The sequence below is a fragment of the Panacibacter ginsenosidivorans genome, from assembly GCF_007971225.1.
Lineage (GTDB): Bacteria > Bacteroidota > Bacteroidia > Chitinophagales > Chitinophagaceae > Panacibacter > Panacibacter ginsenosidivorans.
The window spans coordinates 2,601,216-2,625,851 of sequence record NZ_CP042435.1; the positions used below are offsets into that span (position 1 = coordinate 2,601,216).

The following is a 24,636-nucleotide window of genomic DNA, read 5'->3' on the forward strand; positions in this document are numbered from 1 at the left end:
GACACAACCAAAGCTCAATGAATGGACTAATGGCTGGTAAACAAAAAGTTTTCTCTTTCCTTTACTGTAGTATATTAGCTTATTCTACTAAATATTGCCAGCATGAAAAAGCTATTGCTACTTTTAAATTGTTCATTGTTCATTGTTTATTATTCATTTTCCCAGGATCCATGGATCATTAAAGCTTCTGCCATCGATCCGTCAAATTATTATGGTATTACCGTTGCCAATGGCATGGTGGGAATCGTGTCTTCGCCGGAACCATTTAAAGTAAAAGATGTAGTACTGGCAGGTGCTTATGACCAATATGGACGTGGACGTGTAAGTAATTTTCTGCGCAGCTTTAATTTGCTGAACAGTTACCTGGAAGTGGATGGCAAAAGAATTGATGCAAAGAACGTAAGCAATTTTCAACAACAGTTGGATATGCAGCATGGCGCTTTTACAACATCATTTGATAATGCTGATAAAGCTTCTGTAAAATACACATACTATGCATTGCGCCACTTGCCATTTACTGTGCTGATGGATATAGAAATAACTGCAAAGAAAGATATTAATATTACCGCTGCCAGTGTAATGGAAGCACCTGATGCCTTACGCGATGTACAGAATTATTATAATGAAATTGACCGGCCGCATGTTGTGATCAGTTTATTAACGTCTTCTGCAAAAAGCCCCACCGGAAAATTATTGATGTGTGCATCTAACACATTTTTATTTAGTGAAGAGCATGGAAAAGAGCCACGTGTAATTCATGAAATGTGGGATAACAATATGCACCTGATGAAATTCTCCAGAACGATCAAAGCAGGAGAAACATATCGTTATTCTATTGCAGGTTCTTCTATTACATCAGCACAACATGAGGACCCGTTGAATGAAGCAGAACGCATGACCATCTTTGCTAAACTTGAAGGAAGAGATCGTTTAATAAATTTTCACAACAGGGCATGGGATAGTTTATGGACAAGCGATATTATTATTGATGGAGATGCACAGGCTCAACAGGATGTGCATAGTATGATGTATCATCTATATTCATTCACCAGAGAAGGCACTGCGTATTCTTTATCACCAATGGGTTTAAGCGGACTTGGTTATAATGGTCATACATTTTGGGATACAGAATTGTGGATGTTCCCCGCTATTCTTGTATTGCATCCTGAAATGGCAAAGAGTTTAATTGAATACCGTTATCAACGTTTGGAAGCGGCAAAACGAAATGCCTTCTCGCATGGATATAAAGGTGCAATGTTTCCCTGGGAGAGTGCAGAAACAGGCGTAGAAGAAACGCCGGTGTGGGCATTAAGCGGACCGTTTGAACATCATATCACTGCAGATGTTGGTATGGCTGCATGGAACTATTATTGCGTTACGCAGGACAAAGCATGGCTTAAGGAAAAGGGCTGGCCATTGTTACAGGCTACAGCTGATTTCTGGGCAAGTCGCGTTGAAAGAAATGGCCCTGGTCATTATGATATAAAAAATGTAGTGGCAGCAGATGAGTGGGCGGAGAATGTAGACAACAATGCATTTACCAATGCAGCAGCAAAAGCGAATTTGTATGCAGCAACAGAAGCTGCAAAGTTGCTTGGTATTGCGCCCAATGCAGATTGGAAAAATGTTGCAGATAATATTCCTATCTTAAAAATGAGCGATGGTGTTACGCAGGAACATGCATCGTATCATGGTGAAGGCATCAAGCAGGGCGATGTGAATTTGCTGGCATATCCGCTAAAAGAAATTACTGATGCAGCACAAATAAAAAAAGATCTTGATTATTATTCATTACGTGTGCCCAATGAAGGCACACCTGCAATGACACAGGCCATCTTTGCATTGCTGTACGCACGTCTTGGCGATGCAGATAAAGCCGCACATTTCTTTAAAGATTCTTATGTACCCAATCTTAATCCGCCGTTTCGTGTGATTGCAGAAACAAAGGGCGGCACCAATCCGTATTTTGGCACAGGGGCGGGTGGTATTCTGCAGGCTGTTATGATGGGCTTCGGTGGCCTTGATATTTCTGCAAAAGGTATAACACAAATTAAAACAACGTTGCCTGCAGGCTGGAAATCTTTAACATTGAAAGGAATTGGCATTGTAAGAAAAACATATATCATGAAATAGGGTAGTGATACCAGCTTTTAGTTTTTATGGCATCTTCGTTGCGTCGCAAGCACTTTATCTTTCTGTTATAATGGCAACAAGGAAAATCATTGATCGCAATGCTTAATCAATCTTATACTTTTAAAATTTTATGGTTATGCATCATATTTTCTTCTTGTCTTTCGTCTAATCCATACGAATCAGCACAACAAAAACTTGCACCGATCTACCCGTTTAAAAAACCAGCACAGAAAGGCGATTGGCTGTATACGAGAATTGACAAATATCAATCGCTTAATGATTATATCAAATCTAAACCAACAAGTACCGATAGCATAAGAAAGAAAATATACATTATGCTCATCGGAGATTTCGATAGTACGCAAAAAGAAATTGTAACCGGCACAGCTGAATATTTGCATGCATTTTATGGTTTGCAAATTGATTTCATTGAGATGAGAAAAGATGCTGATATTTTCGCTAATTCGCGCAAACATCCAACACAAGGCCAGTTACAATTATCTGCAAAACAAATCATGAATGTTGTATTAAAACCTCAACTCCCAAAAGATGCAGCAACTTTAATAGCATTAACTAATTATGATCTTTATCCTGAAAATAGCTGGAGTTATATTTTTGGTTTGGGTTCTACAAAAGAAAGAGTTGGCGTGTGGTCTATGTATCGCTTTGGCGATCCGCACAAAAAAGAGCAAAAAGAGCAATGCCTGATGTTTACTATCAAAACAGCTACACACGAAATTGGGCATATGTTTTCTTTGCCACATTGTGCTAAATATGAATGTTGTATGAATGGGAGTAACTCGTTAAGAGAACTGAACAGTCATCCAACCTATTTTTGTCCTGATTGCCTTGCAAAGATTTGCTGGAACTTAAACCAGGATGTACATGCAAACCTTGAGCGGACAGAAAATTTTTGGTTGAAAAGAAATAATGTTACAGCAAAAGAAGTCTATCAAAAAAGCATAGAAAGGCTTTCAAAGTAGCAATATGCTTATGTTCAGTCAGTTTAAATAGGATGTTTGCCCGTTCAGGAGAGACATTTCCGCCCTCAGCTTTTGTGTGACTTTTATCATGTTTTTGGCTATGGCCGTTTCTTAGCTTTACCTCGTGAAAAAATATGTAGTCATATTTCTTTTTTCCCTGTACCTGTTTGGAGCAACAGATGCTTACCAGTTATTAAAGCTGCCATTGTTTGTGGAACATTACCTCGTGCACAAGCAACAAAACCCTGATCTTTCTATTGCAGGTTTTTTACAAATACATTACAACGACGGGCTGCTTGTGGTTGATGCTGACTTTGACCAGGATATGCAACTACCCTTTAAAACAACGCCTGTAGTGTTTAGTCAAACTACAAATATTATAGTTCCATTTGCTGCTTCAATAGAACCCATAACTCCGCATAAAATAAAAGAAGTTTATATTATTTACAACCAGCAGGTAAATAATCTCAACCAGGGAAAATCTATTTTTCAGCCTCCGCGGCAATGCTAATATCCCTTTATTGTTACTTCATTTATTGTGAGTAAAAGCAAAATCATTTTCTACGCCTGCTTATTAGCGGTATGCAGTCAATTGCATTTTATTTAAAAAGGGATATAACTGCCAGAAAAAAATTATCAGGCTTATTGCAGTTAAGTAACTTTTAAAATGATGTAGCCAGCTGCAAGTCACTGGTGATGCATTGTTGCGTCGCACACTTGTACGCCTGGAAATAAATCAGCAAATATGGGTTACATTGACCATAATCATTGCAAAATATAATTAACCGTGATAGCCTGCATTTACCTGTTAAAAAATATCAAGTGACACAGTTAGAAAAAGCAGAAATAGTTTTCCAGGCAAGACCCGTTTCTTTACTCATAAAAATACTTGGGTTGAAAGATGCTGATAAGGTTACACTCAGTAAAACACTCAATAAATATAAAGCTTTCCGGTATAAACATTATGACGGTGGCTTCAGGACTTCTGTAGTGTATTTGCATGAAGGTGTTTATTACTGTAACCTGCATAAAGCACCCGGGCAAATGCCAAAGGAAAAAAAATAATGTTGTCGCTATTGCTGCATCTCATTATTCTGAGTGATGATTGTCACCGTTATTCTTTTGATGTGATAATAGCTTTATGCTGTTTTAAAATATGCAAACTATGAAAAAGACAATTTTAGTATATATAATGACGCTGGTTACTTTATCAGCGATTAGTCAATGGACGGTTGATTCACTTAATTCACCAAGAGCAAATATACCAGTAGCAGTGTTTGGCAATAAAATGGTATTCGGTGCAGGTACCGGAATCAATTGGGATGTATTTGATTTCTCAACCAATACGCACACATCAGGCTCATTATCCTTTAACAGAACCGATATAAAATTTGCACAGGCAGGCACAAATGCATATTACGCCGGAGGCAAATACGGTCCATACACAGACCCTCTTTATACAAAGAATGTAGACATTTATAACAGTGCTACAAATACATGGTCTGTTGCAAAACTTTCACTCGCAAGGTTGGTAGGTGGTGCAGGAAGTATTAGTAACAAAGTTTTTTTTGCTGGCGGGTTAGGCCGTGATTTTGGCGGTCCTGTTTATATCTATAACCGTGTTGATATTTTTAATGCATCAACAGGTTTACGAACAACTGCAAAACTTTCAAAAGCAAGATCAAATATTGCAGTAGGCAGCGCAGCTGATAAAATATTGTTTGCCGGCGGTTGGTACTGGGATATTATGTACAACCAGTTACAAACAAATGTGGTAGACATTTACAACAATACAACAGGTATTTGGTCTAAAGCTTTACTATCCAAAAAAAGAGAAGAAATAGGTGTTGCTGTTGTAGGAAATAAAATCCTTTTTGCAGGAGGCTACACTTCTACGGGAACATCATTTGCTTCAAAAAATGTAGATATATATGATGCGTTAACTAATACGTGGACTAATACTAATTTCTCTGTAGGCCGGTATGATATGGCAATTGCAGTTGTAGGAACCAAAGCTTATTTTGCCGGTGGTGGTGGCGCTGATAATTCTATTGAAGTATATGATGTAGCAATGGGTACATGGACAAATCTTACCATGCCTGTTTCTTTAAAAGGTTATACAGCGACAGTTGTTGGCGATAAAATTTATTATGCGGGGGGTTATGATGTGGTTAATAGAGCTTCGTCTATTGTACAGGTTTATAATACCACAACACAAACATGGTCCATCGATGCATTATCCCAGCCACGTTATGGCATTTCTGCTGTAAGCCTTGGTAATAAAGCTGTTTTTGCAGGTGGTTATAAAGACTTTGCGTATCCATTAGCAACTACAAGTAACAGGATTGATATCTATAGTCAGTCTTTGTTTGCAGCTAACGCTTCAAGTGAAATAATTAAGAATACTAATGTTGCAGGTGTTTATCCAAATCCTGCAAAAACTTATATAATCATAACAACTGGTAAAACAATACCTGCACAAAGTGAAATCTCGATTATTGATTTAAATGGAAACATAAAATATAAACAGGTAATTAAAGATATAACTGAACCAATAAAATTATTTATTGCAAGTCTCGCAACTGGCATGTACTATTTTAAGATTAACAGCGAGAAGGAAATATTTACAGGGAGCTTTATAAAAGAATAAGTATTAAATTTTTGGTCAGGGTTAAACGCCGGGTTGGTAGTTTTTTAACTACTGGCCCTTTTTGTTTACAATAAAGTTGTAGCGCATTGGAATAAAATTTATGGTGGCTCTTTTATTCGTTATTCAAATGACCCGGAGAATTTTTTATTGCAGAAATTTATTCTTCAGCACAAGTGTGCGACGCAACGGAAGCAGAATAGAGGTGCTGTAGTTGGGCCCATAAATAAAACCGGATCAGCTGTTTGCTTCATCTTCTATTACTGCTTTCTCTCTTTGCCACCAGCGGTAACCGATAAAACCACCAATAGCAAGCGGTGCAAACATGAGATAAAGAATGCCGGAATTCAAGCCTTTTGCAGGTTTTTCACCAAGCTGGGAAGCAGTTTTGGTGCAGATAGAACATTGTGCAGTTGCTTTTTCTGCGGCAGCAAAGCAAAAAATACAAAGAATAATTATTATCGCAGACCACTTTTTCATCGCATCATTATTTCGCTGCAAAGATACGCACCGGAACCAGTAAAAGTTTTATCTTTCTTATCTAAAAAAAATTTGTGGCAAACAGGAGAAAATTTTTACAGCAACTTACGGCAACTGCAGGAGCATTCTCTGCAGGCAGTTTATTTAATAAATTGTATGCAAAAGATTTTGAAAGCGCAGCAAGGCAGGTTGAAGGCTTTTCAGCACAGCAACTTGCAGGCGATGAAGATTATTGGACTGTTATTCAGCAGGCATATACTGTAAATCCCAATATTATTAATCTTAACAATGGCGGTGTAAGCCCTTCTCCGCGTGTTGTTCAGGAAGCGGTAGAACGTTACAATAAATTGAGTAATGAGGGGCCTTCCTATTTTATGTGGCGCATACTTGACCAGGGCCGCGAACCTTTACGTAATAAACTGGCTGAACTTGCTGGTTGTGACCCGGAAGAGATTGCCATCAACAGGAATGCAACAGAAGCATTGAATACGATTATTTATGGCCTCAATCTTAAGCCTGGTGATGAAGTGATCGGCACTAAACAGGATTATCCCAATATGATGAATGCCTGGAAACAGCGTGGCATGCGTGATGGCATTGTTTATAACCAGCTTAGTTTTGATTTTCCTATCGAAAATGATGAAACGATTGTTACAGCTTATGAAAAAGCAATAACGCCTAAAACAAAAATCATTCATGTCACGCATATCATCAATTGGGTTGGACAAATAATGCCGGTAAAAAAGATCGCTCAAATGGCGCATGCACATGGCATAGAAGTTATATGCGATAGTGCGCATGCATTTGGTTTACTCGATTTTAAAATTCCTGATCTTGAGTGTGATTATTTTGGCACCAGCCTGCACAAGTTTTTAAGTGCACCCATTGGCAGTGGCATGTTATGGATAAAAAAAGATAAGATAGAAAAAATATGGCCACTGCTTTGCAATGATAAACCACACAGCACCGATATAAGAAAATTCGAAACGCTCGGTACCCGCAGCTTCCCGATTGAGCAGGGCATTGGTGAAGCGCTCAATTTCCATAATGCTATTGGCGCAAAAAGAAAGGAAGAGCGCATACGTTATCTTAAAAATTATTGGGCAGAGCGTGTTAAAGATGTGCCCGGTGTAAAACTGCATACTTCACTTAAAGCTGAACATTCATGCGCTATTTGCGGTGTAAGTATAAATAATATGGAAGCCGCCGATCTTGATGCTGAGTTGTTCAATAAATACAAAATACATGTAGTGCCAATTAAATACGAGAATATAAATTGTGTTCGTGTTACGCCGCATGTATACACAACCTTGCAGGATCTTGATACCATGGTAAAAGCAATTACAACGATCGCAGCAGAAAAAAATAAATAAAAGATTTTATGTACCGGGCTCAAACACTTTCTGCAGCTATTGTTGCGTCGCACTCTTGTACAACATAATTTTATAGCAGCATTTAAAAACAAATATTAGCAAATAAAAATGCTTCATAAGGTTTTGTAGATGGCTGCAAGTGAAAAAATAAATTATTGTTTAAAAGATCAGCACCGTAAAATTGCGTTCTTTTTCGAACTATATTTTGTATTACGTGTTTATTTTTATCTAATTGCCTAACCTAAATTAAAACACATGAAAACCTATCCTCTTTTACTGATTATATCTGCAAGTTTATTTTTTGTACAGTGCAGAAGCGGCCTTGTAACCATGACGAATAGTTGTTACAATGCTATTCAACAGGGAGAGCAGGCAAATAAGTCCGGTAATTACAGTAATGCTCTTGATCAATTTAACCAGGTACTGGATCAATGTAAAGCCTATGATGCAAAAGAAAAAGCTTATGCGGGCAAAGCCGCTGCACTTAACGGTTTGCAACGATATAATGAAGCTTTGGATGCCGCAATACAAGGTCTTGTTATTAACAAAACAAGCGTAGATAATCTTTTCGAAAAAGCAACCGCAGAGCTTGGACTTAAAAAGACAACAGATGCAAAAGCAAGTTTCAGCACCATCATTGATCTTACACAAAAAAACCAGAATGTAAAAGACCGTGCAACTATTTATGCAAAGATGGCGGAGATTGATCTTAAACAAAACATGCAGGCTGATGCCCTAAATAATATTCAACAGGCCATTGCGCTTGATGCTGATAATAATGATTTTTATATGCAGCGCGGAGATATAAAAACAGCGCAGGGAGACTTTACGGCTGCAATTGCAGATTATGACCTTGCTATAGCAAGAGGTAAAAATGATACAGAAGCATGGAAAGCAAAATCTGTTACCTATGTAAAATCTTATCAGCAGAAATACAATACTACAGATGCCAAACAACTGGCATCCAAAATATCTTCATCAGATAAACAGATCCTGTGTGGTGAAATTGCCAAAGCAAAAGCAAAAGGCGTAAAAGATATAAATATTGACCTGCTTGAACTTTCCCTTTGTAAATAATTATTAAAAAAGCACTTATGAAAAAGATATATTTTTTTGTGGCAGCACTTGCTATCATCGTTGGTTCATGCAAAAGTTTAAACAACACACAAAAGGGAACAGGAATTGGCGCTGCAGCAGGCGCCGTAGCAGGTGGCTTGATCTTTAAGAATACTGCAGCAGGTGCAATTATCGGCGCTGCAGTTGGTGGCGGTGCAGGTTATGCCATCGGCCGCCATATGGATAAACAGGCAAAGGCTATTAAAGCCGCTATCCCTGATGCAGAAGTTACCCGGGTTGGAGAAGGCATTGAAATGACCTTTAATTCAGCATTACTTTTTCAGATCAATTCCGCAGAACTTAGTACGGTTGCCAAAACAGACCTTGATAAACTGGCCGGTGTATTTGTGCAATATCCTGAAACGAATATTTTAGTAGAAGGTCATACCGATGATACAGGTTCTGATGATTACAATATGAAACTTTCAGAAAAGAGAGCTAATGCTGTTACAGGTTATCTCGAAAATAAAGGTCTTGCAGCCACCAGGTTTACTGTAAAATGGTATGGAGAAACGCAACCAAAATATCCAAACGACAGTGACAGCAACAGAGTAAAGAACCGGCGTGTTGAGCTGGCTATTTATGCTAACGATAAAATGAAGAAAGATGCAGAAGATGGGCAGTTAGGTCAATAACATTTACTTTTTTGAATAAAGTATCGGTCGTATAAAGGCTGATGCTTTTTATTTTAGTCAGCCCCGGTGCATAGGGCATCACTCGTTGTGTCACTCACTTGTACGTTCTGAACTTTTATGAGCAATGCTTGTTGCTCTTCTTGATTCAGTACAAGAGTGCGACGCAACGAAAGCATCTCATTTTTTTGAAAGCCGGGTTAATAAAATTCTTTTGTCTTTGGTCTTCTCTAAATACTTACCACAGCAATCATACTGATCTCTACATTCACATTTTTTGGAAGTGTTTTTACGGCAACCGTTTCACGTGCAGGGTAATCGCCATTAAAATAAGAACCATATACCTCATTTACTACAGCAAAAAAACTCATATCACTAAGAAAAATTGTTGTCTTTACAACATGTTCAAAAGTTAATTTGGCTTCGGAAAGAATTGCTTCAAGATTATTCATTACCTGCTGCGTTTCCTGCAAAATATCGCCGGTTATGAGCTCATTGGTGGCGGGGTTTACAGGTATTTGCCCGCTTATGAATAAAAGATTACCGGCTTTAACTGACTGATTATAAGGTCCGATAGGAGAAGGTGCTTTGTCTGTGTTGATGATCTGCTTAGGCATACTGTAAATTTCGGGCAAGTTGCTGTATTTACCTGAACTATGCAACCTATTTTTGCAGCTTATTTTTGTTACATGCAAATTGTAGTAAGGGCATCAAAAGAACAAAAAGAAGAATGGCAAAACAAAAATGCGGTTAAAAATACTGCGGTAAGATTTATTGGTGCAGATGAAGATCTTTTTTCAGGTGAAAGTGATGATGTTTATTTTGATCTGTTGTTTGCGAAAGACAAATCTTTAGCAGCCAACATTGACAAACCTGTTTTCGTACATGCAGTAGCTGAGTTACTGAGTGAATTGCCTTACAATTATATTCGGATAAATGCCTGGAATGGTTTTTTAAAAAGAGAGGTAGTGGAGATAGTGGCATCAGAAAAAAATAAAGCGGTTGCAGTTCAGGTTATGGAACAATTGGGTTGGAAATACATTTTTACAGCTGATATACGTGGCATGATTGGTGCCCGAACGATCAGTATGATCATTAACGAAGCCTACTATGTATTAGGTGATAATGTTAGTACCAAACAAGAAATTGATACTGCCATGAAACTGGGCACTAATTATCCTTATGGACCTTTCGAATGGAGTGAAAAGATAGGTTTGTATAATATTTACAGTTTACTAAAATCACTTTTTGTTGAGGATGATCGCTATATTGTAGCTCCTTATCTTGAACAAGAGGTAATGTTCAATTCATTTTAACTGCACCCTGTAATAAAACAATTAATAAAAATCACTTATTCTGAAAATATAAAGTCTTGGCTTTATTACTAAATATAGACACCGCTACAACTTATGCAGGAGTTTGCATAAGTAACAACATGGAGATACTGGCCACAGAAGAAAGCAGAGATCAAAAAAATCATGGTTCTTTTGTGCAACCGGCCATACAAAAATTATTGAAGCAGGTTAACATTTCTCCAGGTGCTATTAATGCAATTGTTCTCTCAGCGGGACCGGGTAGTTATACCGGTTTGCGTGTGGGATTGGCTACTGCAAAAGGACTCTGCTATGCATTACAAAAACCTTTGATCATGATAAATACGCTGGAAGTAATGGCTTATGCTTCCATATTTGCATACAGCAATTTTCAGGTGGGATCTAGAGACTTACTTTTTTGTCCAATGATCGACGCAAGACGCATGGAAGTCTTTACGGCCTTATATAATGCTCAGCTAAAATGTTTATCAAAACCGGCTGCATTAGTACTTACAGAAATGTCGGCCGGCTTTTTGCCCGATAATAAACAAATTGTGTTTTCGGGATCAGGTAGCCGGAAATTCAAAAATATTAACCTCCGCGAAAATGCCGTTTTTATTGAAAATGAGCATTCTGTGCATCATCTGGCTGTGTTGGGTGCTAAAGCGTTTAATAAAAATGAGTTTACAGAGCTCGCCTATAGTGAGCCCTTTTACATAAAAGAATTTTTCAACCCTCAACATGGTATAAAAATTAAAAATTTATTATAATTTTACATATACCAGTTTATTATTTTTTAATCTCTGAATAAAACCGTAATGACGAACCACCAGCAGATAGCAATTATTAATGACCCGGATACCAACGAAAGCCTACGGTTGGATTTTTTACACATGAAAAAATCAATGCTGATTTTACGTGCATTGAATCATAAACTAAGACAACAGATTTTAAAATTGCTCGATGAAAAAAGAAAAGTGACTGTTACAGAGATCTATATCGAATTGAGACTTGAACAATCAGTTACATCTCAGCACCTGGCTATACTGCGCAGGGCAGGTTTGGTAAGCGCAATACGCGAAGGAAAATTCATCTATTACACCATCAATTACAAACGTGTAAAAGAAGTAAATGCCTTTGTAGAGCAACTTGTAGGTTAAACAACCAGGTTTATTTTATTTAACAGCGGTTATAATAAAACATATTACTTATTATAGCCGCTGCTTTATTTTTAAGAACATCAATAATCACAAGTAAGAATTTCATGGGTCCTGGCAGTAGAACTTCTGGAAGCACCTGTTGCGTCGCACTCTTGTGCGCTTCTACCATTACTCAGCAAATTAAATCTTACCAGTCGCCACTTACATAACAATATTGTAAACAACAGCCGCTAAGAGCGCCCCTGTTATTGGTGCCACTACAGGTATCCAGCTATAACCCCAGTCACTATCTCTTTTATTGTTTATGGGTAATAAAAAATGCATAATACGCGGACCAAGATCACGTGCCGGATTAATAGCATAGCCCGTCGGTCCGCCCAGGCTTAAACCAATAGCCAGCACAACGAGTGCCACAGGCAGTGCATCTAAAGAACCTAAACTGGAAGATGATTTGGTAATAGATAGAACGGCAAACATAAATACAAATGTGCCAATGAGTTCAGTAAGAAAATTATGCATCCTGTTACGCTTTGCAGGTGCGGTGCAGAATACACCCAGTTTAGTATCTCCATCTTCTGTTTCATCAAAATGTTGCTTGTAAGCAAGCCATACAAGCAAAGATCCGAGCATTGCACCAATCATCTGGGCTGCTATATACTGTGGCACCAGTGACCAATCAAATTTTCCCGCATAGGCAAGGGCAATGGTTACTGCAGGATTTAAGTGTGCCCCACTTGCTGCTGCAGCAACATACACGCCAACAAATACAGCCATGGCCCAGCCAACAGTAATAGAGATCAGTCCGCCGTTAAACCCCTTTGTTTTACTTAGTATAACATTGGCAACAACGCCATCACCCAAAACAATTAGTATGGTAGTACCGGTAATTTCTGCGATAAATGGAGACATTCGTTAGAGATTTATAGTTTATAATTATTGGCAAGTTCTGTAAAAGCATTTACCTGTTCGTTGATCCATTGCGCATCCTTGTTCATTACTTCTGCCAGTATTTTTGCAACAAAAGGCGCTGCTTCTGTTGCAGCTTTTGCATCAAGCAACAATATTCTTGTTCTTCTCGATAAAACATCTTCCACAGTAACAGCCATCTCATGTTTGGCAAAATGAATGATATCTGCTTCTGTATAAGTAAATGCACTATGCAAAAAAGTATCCCCATTTTTTGATAGTGCTTTTTTCGTATCACCAATCGGTAGTTGCTTTGTTACACATGATTTCTTTGAAAGCTTTGCAGCAAAAGCTGCATTGTTAACCACATCTTCTGCCATTTTTCTATAAGTGGTCCATTTGCCACCTGTAATGGTTACAAGGTTTGCCTTTGAAACAATGATCGTATGATCACGACTAATGAGGGCTGTATTTTTTGCACCTTTTTGTTTTACCAGAGGCCGAAGTCCCGCATATGCAGAGCGTACGTCACTACGTTGAATATGCTGCGCCAGGTAACGATTGGCGTGATGCAGCACAAACTCAATTTCTTCCTCTAAAGGTCTTGGTTCGAAACTTATATTATCAACAGGTGTATCTGTTGTGCCTAATACAACTTTATCGTGCCATGGCACTGCAAACAATACACGGCCATCATCTGTTTTGGGTATCATCAACGCATTGGTGCCGGGAAAAAATTTTCTGTCAACCACTAAATGAATACCCTGCGACGGTGACACCAGCATATCATTTTCCGGTTCATCCATTTGCATAATGTCATCGGTAAAAACGCCGGTAGCATTAATAACTATTTGCGCATTTACTTTATACACTTTTTTATTAATGGTATCTTCCAGTATTACTGCTTTTATCTTTCCGTTTTCTTTTACAAGCGCATTTACTTTACAATAATTTAAAATAGCCCCGCCATGCTTTGCTGCAGTTACAGCAAGATCTATAGCTAGTCTTGCATCATCAAACTGACCATCATAATAAAGGATGCCGCCTTTTAAATTTTTATCACTTACACCTGGTAATTGCTGCAGTGTTTCCTTTTTATTAAGCAATCTTGTTTTGCCAAGGCTTAGTTTTCCGGCCATGATATCATAAACCTTAAGGCCAACACCATAAAAAAATTTATCAAACCAACTGTAAGCAGGAACTATAAATGGAGACGCCGAAGTAATATGTGGTGCATTCTTTAAAAGATATCCCCTTTCCCGCAATGCTTCCATTACTAATTTAATATTGCCCTGGGCTAAATATCTTACACCGCCATGTACCAGCTTGGTAGATCGGCTGGATGTACCTTTTCCAAAATCATACGCCTCGATCAGTAGTGTTTTATAGCCGCGTGTTGTTGCATCAACAGCAGCGCCAAGGCCTGTGGCGCCCCCACCAATAATTACGATATCCCATTCTGTTGTTTGCTGCAATTGCTGCAGCATTTCATCTCTGTTCATGATTAATATTCCTGCATTATTTTTTCTTTGGAATGATGGCAGTTGCGTCTATTTCTATCAAAACATCATCCCTGAATAATTTACTAACCTGCACTAATGTGCTTGCAGGTGGCTGAGCCGTATTGATAAATTTATCTCTTGCATTTCTTACGCTTTGTATCTGGCTGACATCAAGAAGATAAAAATTGAGTTTGAGTATTTGATTCATAGAACCGCCTGCATCTTCTACTATACTTTTTATGTTGGAAAATATTTGCTCTGTTTGTTTTGAAAGATCGTCTTTGCCCACAAGGTTGCCATTTTTATCAAAAGCAACCTGACCCGATATTACAAGCATGGTGCATGTGCCAAGATCAACAGACGCGGTTTGTGAATAACCTTTTACAGGATAAACAACAGCAGGGTTATTGAATTTTATGATTGATGTATCAGTCTGTGAAAAAGCACTTAGCCGGAAGCAAAAAAATAAAAGTGAAGCAATGAATTTCATGAAGCGGAATTTAGAAAGCGAATCTACATTATAGTTGTTCCATCTTGCACAACAGTACAAGTGAGTGACACAACGAAGATGCCATAAAATACTGCAGTTGGCAAACAAAAAAATTTATGCATTATCTGCCCAGAACTTTGTAGCGCCAACTGCTCTTTTCCAGTTGCCTGCCGCTTCCTTTCGCTCTTCATCATTAATGGCAGATTCAAATATGCGATCAACCTGCCATTGCGATTGAATGGCTTCCATGTTTTCCCAGAAACCAACGGCAAGCCCCGCAAGATAGGCGGCACCTAACGCAGTTGTTTCTGTTACTTTCGGACGTATAACTTTTGTATTAAGCAGGTTACTTTGAAACTGCATGAGAAAATTATTTGCAGTTGCGCCACCGTCTACACGCAATTCTTTTACAGTGAGGCTGGCATCGGCCTGCATAGCATTTACAACATCCATAGTTTGAAAGGCAATGCTTTCCAGGGCTGCCCGTGCAATATGTGCGGAAGTTGTACCACGGGTAATACCAACGATAGTGCCGCGTGCATGCTGGTTCCAATAAGGTGCACCAAGCCCCGCAAATGCAGGCACCAGGTATACACCATCTGAACTTTCTACCTGTTGCGCCAATGATTCTATTTCACTTGAAGAGCGAATAAGGTGTAAGCCGTCTCTTAACCATTGCACTACAGCTCCTGCAATGAATACGCTGCCTTCAAGTGCATAATGTGTTTTGCCATTGATCTGCCATGCAATAGTAGTCAATAAATTATTGCTTGAAAAAACCGGTTGCTCTCCAGTGTTCATCAACATAAAACAACCTGTACCGTAAGTGTTTTTTACCATGCCCGGTTGTGTGCACATTTGCCCAAACAATGCCGCCTGCTGATCACCGGCGATACCAGCAATTGGAATGTTTACTGCAGATAAAATATTTTGAGTGTGTCCATACACTTCACTGCTGCTTTTTACTTCAGGCAAAATATTTTTTGGAATATTCATTAATTGCAAAAGGTCATCATCCCAGGCAAGTGTATGAATATTGTACAACATCGTTCTTGATGCGTTTGAAGCGTCCGTTGCATGCACCTGTCCGTTGGTTAATTTCCAGAGCAGCCAGGTGTCTACAGTTCCAAAACATAATTCATCATTGGCGGCTTTTTCTCTTGCACCTGCAACATTATCGAGTATCCATTTAAGTTTTGTAGCAGAGAAATAAGCGTCAACAATAAGACCCGTTTTTCTTTGTATCGGTTGCAGATAACCTTGTTGCTTTAGTTGATCGCAGTAAGTAGCTGTTCTTCTGTCCTGCCAAACAATCGCGTGATATAGAGGATTACCTGTTTTTTTATCCCAAACCACTGTTGTTTCACGTTGGTTGGTTATGCCAATTGCCGCAATATCTTTTACGGAAAGGCCAGCCTGCGATATTGCTTCCGCAGCAACCCCCAATTGTGTACTCCATATTTCATTGGCATCATGCTCTACCCAGCCGGGCTGAGGGAATATCTGGGTAAATTCCTTTTGTGCAACAGATACTATACTTCCATTGTTATCAAAAACTATAGCACGGGAACTGGTAGTACCCTGGTCAAAAGCGAGTATAAATTTTTCCATGAAGCAATTCGTTTTGGGCTTTCAAGATAAAGAATAAGAAACAAGAAACAACTTTCAGGTTACAAGTTTTTTAGAGTATGCCACTTGCTCATGGCACTAATGCCGGGCAAACAATTTATCTGCCAATCGTTCATCATGTTTATAAATGTCTTTGCGAAAATTAAGCACTCCTTCATTATCTACAAATGCTGTAAAGTATGTTATCATTACAGGAACTGTATGCGGAAGTGTTACCCATTTTTCAGTATGGCTTTCCATGGAAGTATCAATTCTTATGTCATTCCATGCCGTGTCTGTGCGCAGTAAAAATTGTGCAAGTTTCTTGGGTTCACCTACGCGTATGCAACCGTGACTAAAACTTCTGCTGGAAGCAGAAAATAAATTCCTGTTTGGTGTATCGTGAAAGTAAATATCATAATTGTTTGGAAACAAAAATTTTACCCTGCCCAACGAGTTTAGCGGGCCAGGCAGTTGTCTTATGGAAGGTAATGTGTCCGGTCCGCCGGTGCGCTCCATATTATTCCTGACAAGATAACCTGGATCTTTTTTTATTGCAGGAACAATTTCTGTTCTTACAATTTTAACGGGCACATTCCAGTAAGGTGCAAATACAATAAATTTAAGATCTCCGGAAAAAATTACCGTGCTGTTTGCAGCGGTACCTACAATAACATTCATACTAAATTTAAGTGTGTCATCATTATACACATACATTTTGTACTCCGGTATATTCACGTAAATAAATTCGTGCTTTTTATGCGGTGCTGGCATCCAGCGCATACGTTCAAGATTCACCAATATCTGTTGAATGCGTTGTGTGGGAGTGATATTGATCTCATCGATCATCTTGGGGCCAATTGCTCCGTCAACACTCAAGCCCATCCGGCGTTGAAAAGATTTTACTGCTGTAAAAAGTGCAGAATCAAACCTGTTAGTTGAATCAATTTCTGCAAGATCGCCAAGCCTGTGTAAACGATCTTTTATGGTTGCAATAATTATGGTATCATCATTCAAATGCAAAGGTTTCTTTCTTTGCGGAATAGAGTCCCAGTTACCCTCTTTTTGTAAAGCGTATAGAGATGGCAGAAAAGCACTCAGCTTACTGTACTGTTCATTCAGCGAAGCAAATTGATCAACCTGTGTATTCTTGGTCAGTATCACAGAATCAAGCAGCGCAGTAAGATTGATTTTTTTTCTTGGTATGAACCAGCCGAGATCTGCAATGTTGCTGTCAGTTCCCCTGTACATTTTTGCGGTGTAGTGAAAGAATTGACCTGTCAATAAAAGTTCTGTATTTAACACTTCCTCAGCCGTATGTTTTTTTTCAACACTGTCTTCAAATTTGTTGTAAAGAGACATCAACCTTTCATTATAAAAACTGCTATCCTGCATAGTGCTTATCGTGCTGTTGAGCAGATTAATAAAACCGCGTGCCTGTTCACCTATCCCGCTGCTGTCAAACCATGCATATTCATAGTTGCGTTCTTTGTAGAAATCATCGAACTGCTTTTCATATTTTTCATACCTGGGGTTGGTTACAAAAAACTGATGCAATGTATTACTGTCCAGGAATAAATTATTGAAAGATGTTGTTTCATTAATAGTGGTGTCTCTTTCCACGGTTTTATTATGTGCATTATTGCCACAGGCATAGCACAGCAATAGCAGGACAGATAAAGTGATAATCCCATTAGATTTCATAGAAACGTACTTGGTAATATGAATATAGTGTTTCAAAGGACGCTGGCAAATTTTTTTATGATCCCGGCTGCAATACTTATGGCGTCGCCTGTTGCGTCGCACACTTGTACACTAAAACATTTTAAGCTGAATAAAAAACAGGACGTACAAGTGAGTGACACAACATAAGCTTAATAGCATTACAACAGCCCGCTTCATTAAAAAATCTTTACTTCCATAACATTTATCTTAATAACTTGAAGCCATGAAGTTTTTCTTTTTTATCCTTCTTTTTATTGCAATAAATGTATCAGCACAAAATCGTGCCGATATTTTAATTCGCAATGGTAAAATTATTGACGGCACCGGCAACTCATGGGTTTATGGAGATGTGGCTGTGAAAGATTCAACGATCATTGCAATAGGCAATTTAAAAAACTGGCAGGCAGATAAAATAATAGATGCTACGGGTTTAATTGTTGCACCTGGCTTTATTGATGTGCACACGCATATTGAAGATGATGAAATAAAAAATCCGTTCGCAAATAATTTTATCATGGATGGTGTAACAACAGTAATTACGGGTAACTGCGGTTCATCTCATGTTGATGTCAAACAATATTTATCATTCATTGACAGCCTGCATATTTCTATAAATGTTGCCACGCTTGTTGGTCACAACGATGTGCGTGAAGCAGCAATGGGCATGGATAATCGTGCACCAACGAACGATGAACTAAATAAAATGAAATCGCTCGTTGAAAAAGCAATGCAGGACGGCGCTGTAGGCTTTTCAACAGGGTTGATTTATACGCCGGGCACGTATGCAAAGACTGATGAAATAATTGCACTTGTAAAAGTGGCTGCCACATATAATGGGGTTTATGCAACACACATGCGTAATGAAAGCGACAGTGTTAATTATGCAATTGCAGAAGCATTGAACATTGCAAAAGCAGCAAATATTTCTTTAGAGATTTCACATTTTAAAGTTGGTGGTCAACAAAATTGGGGACGAAGCAAACAAACACTTGCAATGGTTAAACAAGCCAGAGCAGAAGGTCTCGATGTTACAATTGATCAATATCCATACACAGCGAGCAGCACTTCTTTGAATACACTATTGCCCGAATGGATTCTTGCAGATGGCGACAGCACTGTGAGGAAAAGATTACAAGAACCGGATATTGTGAAACAGGCAGCAGGTTATATGTTGAAAAAGCTTGCAGCACGCAAGCTGCAACATTTCAGTTATGCAGTAGTTGCTTATTATAAAGCAGATACAACACTGAATGGGAAAAGCATTGAACAAATAAATCTTTTGTGGAAACGAAAACATACCGCAACAGAAGAAACAAAAACCATTATTGATATGGTTAAGAATGGCGGTGCATCAATGGTTTTTCATGGCATGAGTGAAGATGACGTAAAATACATTATGCAATATCCTTTCAACATGCCTGCCTCAGATGCAGGCATAAGAAAGTTTGGAGAAGGCGCGCCACATCCACGTGGTTACGGCACCAATGCAAGAGTACTTGGTAAATATGTGCGTGAAGAAAATATTATGTCGCTTGAAGATGCCATCAGGCGCATGACTTCTTTGCCTGCACAAAAATTTCACTTTAAAGATCGTGGTCTTTTACGCGAAGGTTTTGCTGCAGACATTGTGGTGTTCGATGCAAACACAGTTAATGATCTTTCAACTTTTCAAAGGCCACATCAATATTCAACCGGCTTCAAATACATTCTTGTTAACGGCAAACTTACTTTGAATAATGGTGTGCATACAGGCGCCAGAAATGGTAAAGCATTGTATGGAGAAGGATATATAAAGTAAAACAATCACGGACCAGTCTTTTTGTATTTCAATTCAGCTTTCGTTGCGTCGCACGCTTCAACGTTCTTATTTTTAATGAACAGAGATACTTTTAATTTCTTTATCTTGATTTTATAATTAGTCGCACATGAAAACCAAACTGCTTTTTATTCTCAGCATATTTATGCTGCATGTTTCTTTTGCACAAAACAAAACAGTAAAAGCCATAAAAGCCGGGAAACTGATCGATGTAGAAAAAGGTGTTGTGCTTGAGAATGTAACTATCCTTGTTGATCATGACACTATTAAAGCAATCGGGAAAAATATTTCCATTCCTGATTCCGCACAAGTAATTGATCTAAGTAACAGTACTGTGCTGCCTGGTTTAATAGATTGCCACACACATATTACAATGCAACCAAGTGGGGATTATTACGCCGATATTTTCCGTGCCACACAGGTTGATGATGCTATCATGGGAACTGTATTTGCAAAGAAAACCTTGGAAGCCGGTTTTACAACCTGCAGAGATGTTGGTGCAAGAGGCTTTGCAGACGTGGCTTTGCGTAATGCCATCAATCGCGGAGATATTGAAGGTCCGCGTTTGTTTGTTGCCACTTTGTTTATCGGATCAACAGGAAGTCATGGAGATATTGAAGGCTTCTCACCTTATCTTGACTGGAATCTACCAAAACAAATGACCGGCGTTGCAGATGGTATAGATGAGCTTCGTAAACAGGTTCGCTACAACATCAAATATGGCGCAGATGTAATAAAGTTTGGCGCAAGTGCCGGTGTGCTTACAGAAGAAGAGAGTGTAGGTGCTCCGCAATATTCACAGGAAGAAATGAATGCCATTGTAGATGAAGCAAAACTCTGGGGCAAAAAAACATGCGCACATGCACATGGAACGGAGGCCATTAAAATGGCGGTAAAAGCCGGCGTTGCTTCCATTGAACATGGCAGTATGTTAGATGACGAGACCATTCAATTAATGATACAGCATGGTACTTATCTTGTTGCAGATATTTACAACGATGATTATATCCGGAGCGAGTATGCAAAACTTGGCTACCCTGATAAGATCATCGAAAAGGAAAAACTGGTTGGGCAAGTGCAAAGAGAAAGTTTTAAAAAAGCGGTGAAGGCCGGAGTAAATATCGCTTTTGGTACAGATGCCGGTGTATATCCGCATGGCTGGAACGCCAAACAATTTTATTACATGGTAAAATTCGGCTGCACGCCAATGCAGGCAATACAGGCTGCTACCGTAAATGCCGCTGATCTTATTGGTAATAAAAAAATAGGAACAATAAAAATTGGTGGCTATGCAGACATCATTGCTGTAAAAGCAGATGTATTGAAAGACATTACTTCACTTGAACATGTAAGCTTTGTAATGAAAGGCGGCGAAGTTTTTAAACAATAACTTACTTTACTATTAGCTCCAAAATATAAATACATAAATCCTTTTATTTATCAGCGGAATTGCTGTTATCAGCTGCTGTTGTGTCACTCACTTATACGTTCTTCTCTTTATTGAGCGTTAACACATTCATGTAAAGTTTTCACCAACTGCTGTGGAAATAAAAATTTTCGGGCAAATTTTCATCCCTTATTTTTGCCGTGGATTTGGTTCTGAAGATGATTTTTGCTGCATATAGTTGCAGCAGTACAAGAGTGCGACGCAACGATGCTTAATTGAAACGTTGCATCCGGGTACAAAAAATTATCGACGGATTAAAAGGGAAGTCCGGTGTAATTCCGGCGCTATCCCCGTAGCTGTAAGCTTTTTATACTGTTGAATCTTCATACCACTGTTTTATACGGGAAGGTGTTCAACGGGAAGCGAGCCAGAAGACCTGCCATCTCCAGTATTATCACGAGCTTTCGGGTGAAAAGCCGGAGATGAGAGAGTCTTACTGCAGACATTTTCATTTCTACTTATTTCATTTTACGGGAGCTTATTCTTCAAACACTTTAAACATTCAGAAGAATGAGCATGAAAAAAATTCTATTCGCATTTGCTGTTTTTGCTACGGCGCAAAACACGTACGCACAAAAAGATTCGGTACAAAACATTTTGGATGAGGTAGTGGTTACTGCCACAAAGAGTCCGAAAAAATTAAGTGAGACAGGAAAAGTTCTTACTGTTATTACAAAAGAGCAAATTGAAAAAAGTGGTGGTAAAGATTTTGCACAACTGATCACAGAACAAACGGGCATTATAGTTAATGGTGCCATTAGCAACCCAGGTAAAGACAAATCGATATTTCTTCGCGGCGCTACTGATAAATACACGTTGATATTATTGGATGGTATTCCATTGAATGAACCAGCAGGTGTTGGTGGCAGTTTTGATCTGCGTTTATTATCGCTTGATAATATTGAACGCATTGAAATCTTAAAAGGCAGTCAGAGTACATTGTATGGTTCAAATGCAGTAGCAGGTGTTATCAATATTATTTCGAAAAAGCCAACGACAGGCAAGCCACAATTCAATGGCTTAGCTACTTACGGAAGTTTCAACACTTTTAAAGGTAACGCGAACATCAGCCAGAAAACAAAAGTGCTGGAGTACGATCTGAATTATGTTTATTACAATACAGATGGCATTTCAGAAGCGAAAGACACAACAGGCAAAGCAAATTTTGATAAAGATGGTTTTACGCAACATGCAGTGCAGGCTGTTGTCGGCGTGAACATAACAGATAAATTCAAAGTATCACCATATTATCGCTTTACACAATTTGAAGGTGGTTATGATGCAGATGCGTTTACTGATGGAGATAATCATTATAATGCATCATTGGTAAATACCGGGCTCGATGGAAGATATAATTATGCAAAAGGAACTGTGCATTTTAATTACGGATATGATTTCACCAAAAGATTATATGCAAGCCAGTATGGTGATTTCTCTATGAAAGGAAAATTTCACCAGGCAGAAGCATTCGTGAATCATGCTTTTAGCAAAGCTGTGCAAATGGTTGCCGGTGCAAACATGCAGGTATATCGCATAGATGCGCCGGATACAGTCAACAGCATTATTAGTCCGTATGCTTCTTTGTTTCTGCACAGCAATAATGGATGGAATGTAGAGTTAGGCGGACGTTACAACCACCACAACAAGTACGGGGATAATTTTACGTACAGCTTTAATCCTTCTTATTTAATAAATGAAAAAGTGAAACTGTTTGCAAACATTACCAGTGGATTTCGTGCACCATCTATCAATGAATTGTTTGGACCTTATGGCTCCAATCCTGATTTGAAACCTGAGAGGTCAACAACGCAGGAAGCAGGCGTGCAGGCATCTTTAGCCAATAAGAAATTAACAGCAACACTTACCGGTTTCAACAGAATAATAAAAGATGTAATTATTTATAACAGCAATTACACTTATGAGAACCGCGATAAGCAACATGATTTTGGTGTGGAAATAGAATTGAATTATTCACCAATTGAGCAACTGAATATTAAAGCTTCTTACGCCTACATTGATGGAAAGATAACCCAGGCACTTGCTGGCAAAGACACTTCTTTTTATAATCTTGTACGCAGACCAAAGAATACTGTGAATCTTTTTGTTGGTTATCAAATCACCAAACAATTATTCGTCAGTGCATCTACGCAATTCATTGGTAAGCGCACCGATAATTATTTTGATCCAAACACATTTACATCTTCAGAGGTTGAATTGAAATCTTATGCATTGCTAAATGCATACGCAGAATATAAATTCTTAAAGAGCAGGATCGATCTTTTTGTTGATGCAAAGAATATTGGTAACAAAAGAAATTTTTATGAAGTGTATGGTTACAATGTGCAGGGCATTACTGTAACTGCAGGTATACGTTTCAGATTATAAACACAAAAAACTTTTTTTATATGTCACTAACAAAATTCAATCCACGCAATGCGGTTGTGTTACTCATCATTATTGTAATTGCAGCAATTCGCGTGGCAAATAATTTGAGTTCAAATATTACTGTGCTTGCAAACTACTCCCCGCTTGCCGCCATGGCATTGTTTGGTAGTGCTTACTTCAAAGGAAATGCAAAACCATTGTTGTTCCCGCTAATGGCAATTTTCATCAGTGATATCATTTTATTCAATACCGTTTACAAAGATTATGGAAATGGTATTTTATATGATGGGTGGCTTTGGGTGTATGGCGCATTCTTATTAATTGGTATCAGTGCAAAGCTGATCATTAGAAAAGTGACCGTCCAAAACATAGCCGTAGCAATAATTACAGCAGTTCTTATTCATTGGATCGTTACAGATCTTGGTGTGTGGATCGGCAGCAGGATTTATACCCAAACATGGGTTGGATTAATAGAATGTCTTAATGCTGCCATCCCGTTTGAATTAAGATTATTAACAGCAACTGTTATTTATAGCACAATTATGTTTGCTGTGTTTGAATTGATGCAGAAAAAATATTCAGCATTAAGAATAGCGTAGAAAATTTTTATTAGCCAGGCTTTAGCAATACTAATCAACATTGTTGCGTCGCACACTTGTACATAAGGATACTACGCACCATAAAAATTTTGTTATTGAATATATATGCCACAGCATGAACCAAAAACATGTCCGCGTTGTAATAAACAATTTGAGTGTCGTGTTGGTGATACTCCAAATTGTCAATGCAGTTCCATATCACTGTCTGTAGAAGAGCAGGCTTTTATTGAAGACCGTTATGCAGACTGTTTGTGCATCGGTTGTTTGAAAGAACTAAAGAACAAATATATTTTCTTTAAAGAAAAATTTTTGAACCATTGA

At 38.5% G+C, this 24,636-nt stretch carries 23 protein-coding genes and 1 riboswitch; of the genes, 16 read left to right on the forward strand and 7 right to left on the reverse strand.

Features of this window, described 5'->3' with window-relative positions:
- Positions 1 to 102 precede the first annotated feature (102 nt).
- From FRZ67_RS10920 to FRZ67_RS10940, 5 genes are all read left to right on the forward strand, one after another.
- A complete protein-coding gene (locus tag FRZ67_RS10920; protein ID WP_147189589.1) occupies positions 103 to 2,133 on the forward strand; it encodes a kojibiose hydrolase in 2,031 nt (676 codons plus the stop codon).
- A 98-nt stretch (positions 2,134 to 2,231) separates the two neighbouring features.
- Positions 2,232 to 3,116 (forward strand): archaemetzincin, encoded by an 885-nt coding sequence (locus FRZ67_RS10925; RefSeq protein WP_147189590.1) that lies wholly within the window; start codon positions 2,232 to 2,234, stop codon positions 3,114 to 3,116.
- Between the two features lie 124 nt (positions 3,117 to 3,240).
- Positions 3,241 to 3,627, forward strand: a complete 387-nt coding sequence (locus tag FRZ67_RS10930) for a hypothetical protein (RefSeq protein ID WP_147189591.1) — start codon at positions 3,241 to 3,243, stop codon at positions 3,625 to 3,627.
- A 311-nt stretch (positions 3,628 to 3,938) separates the two neighbouring features.
- Positions 3,939 to 4,181, forward strand: a complete 243-nt coding sequence (locus FRZ67_RS10935; RefSeq protein WP_147189592.1) for a hypothetical protein — start codon at positions 3,939 to 3,941, stop codon at positions 4,179 to 4,181.
- Positions 4,182 to 4,281: 100 nt separating this feature from the next.
- Entirely contained in the window at positions 4,282 to 5,766 is a 1,485-nt protein-coding gene (locus tag FRZ67_RS10940) for a T9SS type A sorting domain-containing protein (RefSeq protein WP_158638352.1), read from the forward strand.
- Positions 5,767 to 6,000: 234 nt separating this feature from the next.
- On the opposite strand, the gene FRZ67_RS10945 is transcribed toward FRZ67_RS10940, so the two are convergent.
- Positions 6,001 to 6,243, reverse strand: a complete 243-nt coding sequence (locus tag FRZ67_RS10945; protein ID WP_147189594.1) for a CAMCR motif-containing small membrane protein — start codon at positions 6,241 to 6,243, stop codon at positions 6,001 to 6,003.
- A gap of 74 nt (positions 6,244 to 6,317) precedes the next feature.
- Between FRZ67_RS10945 and FRZ67_RS10950 the strand changes: the two genes are divergently transcribed.
- The 3 genes from FRZ67_RS10950 to FRZ67_RS23865 all read left to right on the forward strand — a co-directional run bounded on the left by FRZ67_RS10950 (position 6,318) and on the right by FRZ67_RS23865 (position 9,367).
- Positions 6,318 to 7,616 (forward strand): aminotransferase class V-fold PLP-dependent enzyme, encoded by a 1,299-nt coding sequence (locus FRZ67_RS10950; RefSeq protein WP_147189595.1) that lies wholly within the window; start codon positions 6,318 to 6,320, stop codon positions 7,614 to 7,616.
- Positions 7,617 to 7,871: 255 nt separating this feature from the next.
- Positions 7,872 to 8,693 (forward strand): tetratricopeptide repeat protein, encoded by an 822-nt coding sequence (locus tag FRZ67_RS10955; protein ID WP_147189596.1) that lies wholly within the window; start codon positions 7,872 to 7,874, stop codon positions 8,691 to 8,693.
- 17 nt (positions 8,694 to 8,710) lie between these two features.
- Positions 8,711 to 9,367 carry a YiaD family glycine zipper/OmpA-like lipoprotein gene (locus FRZ67_RS23865; protein WP_147189597.1) on the forward strand — a complete coding sequence of 219 codons (657 nt, stop codon included), beginning with the start codon at positions 8,711 to 8,713 and terminating at the stop codon, positions 9,365 to 9,367.
- A 227-nt stretch (positions 9,368 to 9,594) separates the two neighbouring features.
- On the opposite strand, the gene FRZ67_RS10965 is transcribed toward FRZ67_RS23865, so the two are convergent.
- Complete coding sequence (locus tag FRZ67_RS10965) at positions 9,595 to 9,981, reverse strand: RidA family protein (RefSeq protein ID WP_147189598.1); 387 nt, start codon at positions 9,979 to 9,981, stop codon at positions 9,595 to 9,597.
- 72 nt (positions 9,982 to 10,053) lie between these two features.
- Here FRZ67_RS10965 and FRZ67_RS10970 point away from each other — a divergent pair, with 72 nt between their 5' ends.
- The 3 genes from FRZ67_RS10970 to FRZ67_RS10980 are packed head-to-tail and all read left to right on the forward strand — an operon-like array spanning position 10,054 to position 11,837.
- Positions 10,054 to 10,680: a 3-hydroxyacyl-CoA dehydrogenase family protein gene (locus FRZ67_RS10970; RefSeq protein ID WP_158638353.1), complete on the forward strand. Its 627-nt coding sequence runs from the start codon at positions 10,054 to 10,056 to the stop codon at positions 10,678 to 10,680.
- Between the two features lie 56 nt (positions 10,681 to 10,736).
- On the forward strand, positions 10,737 to 11,447 hold the full coding sequence (tsaB, locus tag FRZ67_RS10975; protein ID WP_147189600.1) for a tRNA (adenosine(37)-N6)-threonylcarbamoyltransferase complex dimerization subunit type 1 TsaB: 711 nt from the start codon (positions 10,737 to 10,739) through the stop codon (positions 11,445 to 11,447).
- 48 nt (positions 11,448 to 11,495) lie between these two features.
- The gene (locus FRZ67_RS10980; protein ID WP_147189601.1) at positions 11,496 to 11,837 is read left to right on the forward strand and encodes an ArsR/SmtB family transcription factor; all 342 of its coding nucleotides are present in this window, start codon (positions 11,496 to 11,498) and stop codon (positions 11,835 to 11,837) included.
- 201 nt (positions 11,838 to 12,038) lie between these two features.
- On the opposite strand, the gene FRZ67_RS10985 is transcribed toward FRZ67_RS10980, so the two are convergent.
- From FRZ67_RS10985 to FRZ67_RS11005, 5 genes are all read right to left on the reverse strand, one after another.
- Positions 12,039 to 12,746 (reverse strand): MIP/aquaporin family protein, encoded by a 708-nt coding sequence (locus FRZ67_RS10985; protein WP_147189602.1) that lies wholly within the window; start codon positions 12,744 to 12,746, stop codon positions 12,039 to 12,041.
- 11 nt (positions 12,747 to 12,757) lie between these two features.
- A complete protein-coding gene (locus FRZ67_RS10990) occupies positions 12,758 to 14,245 on the reverse strand; it encodes a glycerol-3-phosphate dehydrogenase/oxidase (protein WP_147189603.1) in 1,488 nt (495 codons plus the stop codon).
- A 16-nt stretch (positions 14,246 to 14,261) separates the two neighbouring features.
- A complete protein-coding gene (locus tag FRZ67_RS10995; protein WP_147189604.1) occupies positions 14,262 to 14,735 on the reverse strand; it encodes a RidA family protein in 474 nt (157 codons plus the stop codon).
- A 114-nt stretch (positions 14,736 to 14,849) separates the two neighbouring features.
- A complete protein-coding gene (glpK, locus tag FRZ67_RS11000) occupies positions 14,850 to 16,346 on the reverse strand; it encodes a glycerol kinase GlpK (RefSeq protein ID WP_147189605.1) in 1,497 nt (498 codons plus the stop codon).
- Positions 16,347 to 16,442: 96 nt separating this feature from the next.
- Positions 16,443 to 18,047 carry a L,D-transpeptidase family protein gene (locus FRZ67_RS11005; protein ID WP_147189606.1) on the reverse strand — a complete coding sequence of 535 codons (1,605 nt, stop codon included), beginning with the start codon at positions 18,045 to 18,047 and terminating at the stop codon, positions 16,443 to 16,445.
- A gap of 244 nt (positions 18,048 to 18,291) precedes the next feature.
- Here FRZ67_RS11005 and FRZ67_RS11010 point away from each other — a divergent pair, with 244 nt between their 5' ends.
- The 5 genes from FRZ67_RS11010 (at position 18,292) to FRZ67_RS11030 (ending at position 24,636) form a co-directional block, all read left to right on the forward strand.
- Entirely contained in the window at positions 18,292 to 19,866 is a 1,575-nt protein-coding gene (locus tag FRZ67_RS11010; RefSeq protein ID WP_147189607.1) for an N-acyl-D-amino-acid deacylase family protein, read from the forward strand.
- Between the two features lie 127 nt (positions 19,867 to 19,993).
- A complete protein-coding gene (locus FRZ67_RS11015; protein ID WP_147189608.1) occupies positions 19,994 to 21,274 on the forward strand; it encodes a Xaa-Pro dipeptidase in 1,281 nt (426 codons plus the stop codon).
- A gap of 268 nt (positions 21,275 to 21,542) precedes the next feature.
- Positions 21,543 to 21,729: riboswitch (cobalamin riboswitch) on the forward strand.
- 118 nt (positions 21,730 to 21,847) lie between these two features.
- Positions 21,848 to 23,716, forward strand: a complete 1,869-nt coding sequence (locus FRZ67_RS11020) for a TonB-dependent receptor plug domain-containing protein (protein ID WP_158638354.1) — start codon at positions 21,848 to 21,850, stop codon at positions 23,714 to 23,716.
- A 20-nt stretch (positions 23,717 to 23,736) separates the two neighbouring features.
- Positions 23,737 to 24,315 carry a DUF6580 family putative transport protein gene (locus tag FRZ67_RS11025; RefSeq protein ID WP_147189610.1) on the forward strand — a complete coding sequence of 193 codons (579 nt, stop codon included), beginning with the start codon at positions 23,737 to 23,739 and terminating at the stop codon, positions 24,313 to 24,315.
- Between the two features lie 105 nt (positions 24,316 to 24,420).
- Positions 24,421 to 24,636 carry a cysteine-rich CWC family protein gene (locus FRZ67_RS11030; RefSeq protein WP_147189611.1) on the forward strand — a complete coding sequence of 72 codons (216 nt, stop codon included), beginning with the start codon at positions 24,421 to 24,423 and terminating at the stop codon, positions 24,634 to 24,636.

Bases quoted from the DNA above. Each gene is read 5' to 3' on its own strand.
- FRZ67_RS10920 (WP_147189589.1), top strand. From the start codon at position 103: ATGAAAAAGCTATTGCTACTTTTAAATTGTTCATTGTTCATTGTTTAT.
- FRZ67_RS10925 (WP_147189590.1), top strand. From the start codon at position 2,232: ATGCTTAATCAATCTTATACTTTTAAAATTTTATGGTTATGCATCATA.
- FRZ67_RS10940 (WP_158638352.1), top strand. From the start codon at position 4,282: ATGAAAAAGACAATTTTAGTATATATAATGACGCTGGTTACTTTATCA.
- FRZ67_RS10945 (WP_147189594.1), bottom strand. From the start codon at position 6,243: ATGAAAAAGTGGTCTGCGATAATAATTATTCTTTGTATTTTTTGCTTT.
- FRZ67_RS10955 (WP_147189596.1), top strand. From the start codon at position 7,872: ATGAAAACCTATCCTCTTTTACTGATTATATCTGCAAGTTTATTTTTT.
- FRZ67_RS23865 (WP_147189597.1), top strand. From the start codon at position 8,711: ATGAAAAAGATATATTTTTTTGTGGCAGCACTTGCTATCATCGTTGGT.
- FRZ67_RS10965 (WP_147189598.1), bottom strand. From the start codon at position 9,981: ATGCCTAAGCAGATCATCAACACAGACAAAGCACCTTCTCCTATCGGA.
- FRZ67_RS10970 (WP_158638353.1), top strand. From the start codon at position 10,054: ATGCAAATTGTAGTAAGGGCATCAAAAGAACAAAAAGAAGAATGGCAA.
- FRZ67_RS10980 (WP_147189601.1), top strand. From the start codon at position 11,496: ATGACGAACCACCAGCAGATAGCAATTATTAATGACCCGGATACCAAC.
- FRZ67_RS10985 (WP_147189602.1), bottom strand. From the start codon at position 12,746: ATGTCTCCATTTATCGCAGAAATTACCGGTACTACCATACTAATTGTT.
- FRZ67_RS10990 (WP_147189603.1), bottom strand. From the start codon at position 14,245: ATGAACAGAGATGAAATGCTGCAGCAATTGCAGCAAACAACAGAATGG.
- FRZ67_RS10995 (WP_147189604.1), bottom strand. From the start codon at position 14,735: ATGAAATTCATTGCTTCACTTTTATTTTTTTGCTTCCGGCTAAGTGCT.
- glpK (WP_147189605.1), bottom strand. From the start codon at position 16,346: ATGGAAAAATTTATACTCGCTTTTGACCAGGGTACTACCAGTTCCCGT.
- FRZ67_RS11005 (WP_147189606.1), bottom strand. From the start codon at position 18,047: ATGAAATCTAATGGGATTATCACTTTATCTGTCCTGCTATTGCTGTGC.
- FRZ67_RS11010 (WP_147189607.1), top strand. From the start codon at position 18,292: ATGAAGTTTTTCTTTTTTATCCTTCTTTTTATTGCAATAAATGTATCA.
- FRZ67_RS11015 (WP_147189608.1), top strand. From the start codon at position 19,994: ATGAAAACCAAACTGCTTTTTATTCTCAGCATATTTATGCTGCATGTT.
- FRZ67_RS11020 (WP_158638354.1), top strand. From the start codon at position 21,848: ATGAAAAAAATTCTATTCGCATTTGCTGTTTTTGCTACGGCGCAAAAC.
- FRZ67_RS11025 (WP_147189610.1), top strand. From the start codon at position 23,737: ATGTCACTAACAAAATTCAATCCACGCAATGCGGTTGTGTTACTCATC.
- FRZ67_RS11030 (WP_147189611.1), top strand. From the start codon at position 24,421: ATGCCACAGCATGAACCAAAAACATGTCCGCGTTGTAATAAACAATTT.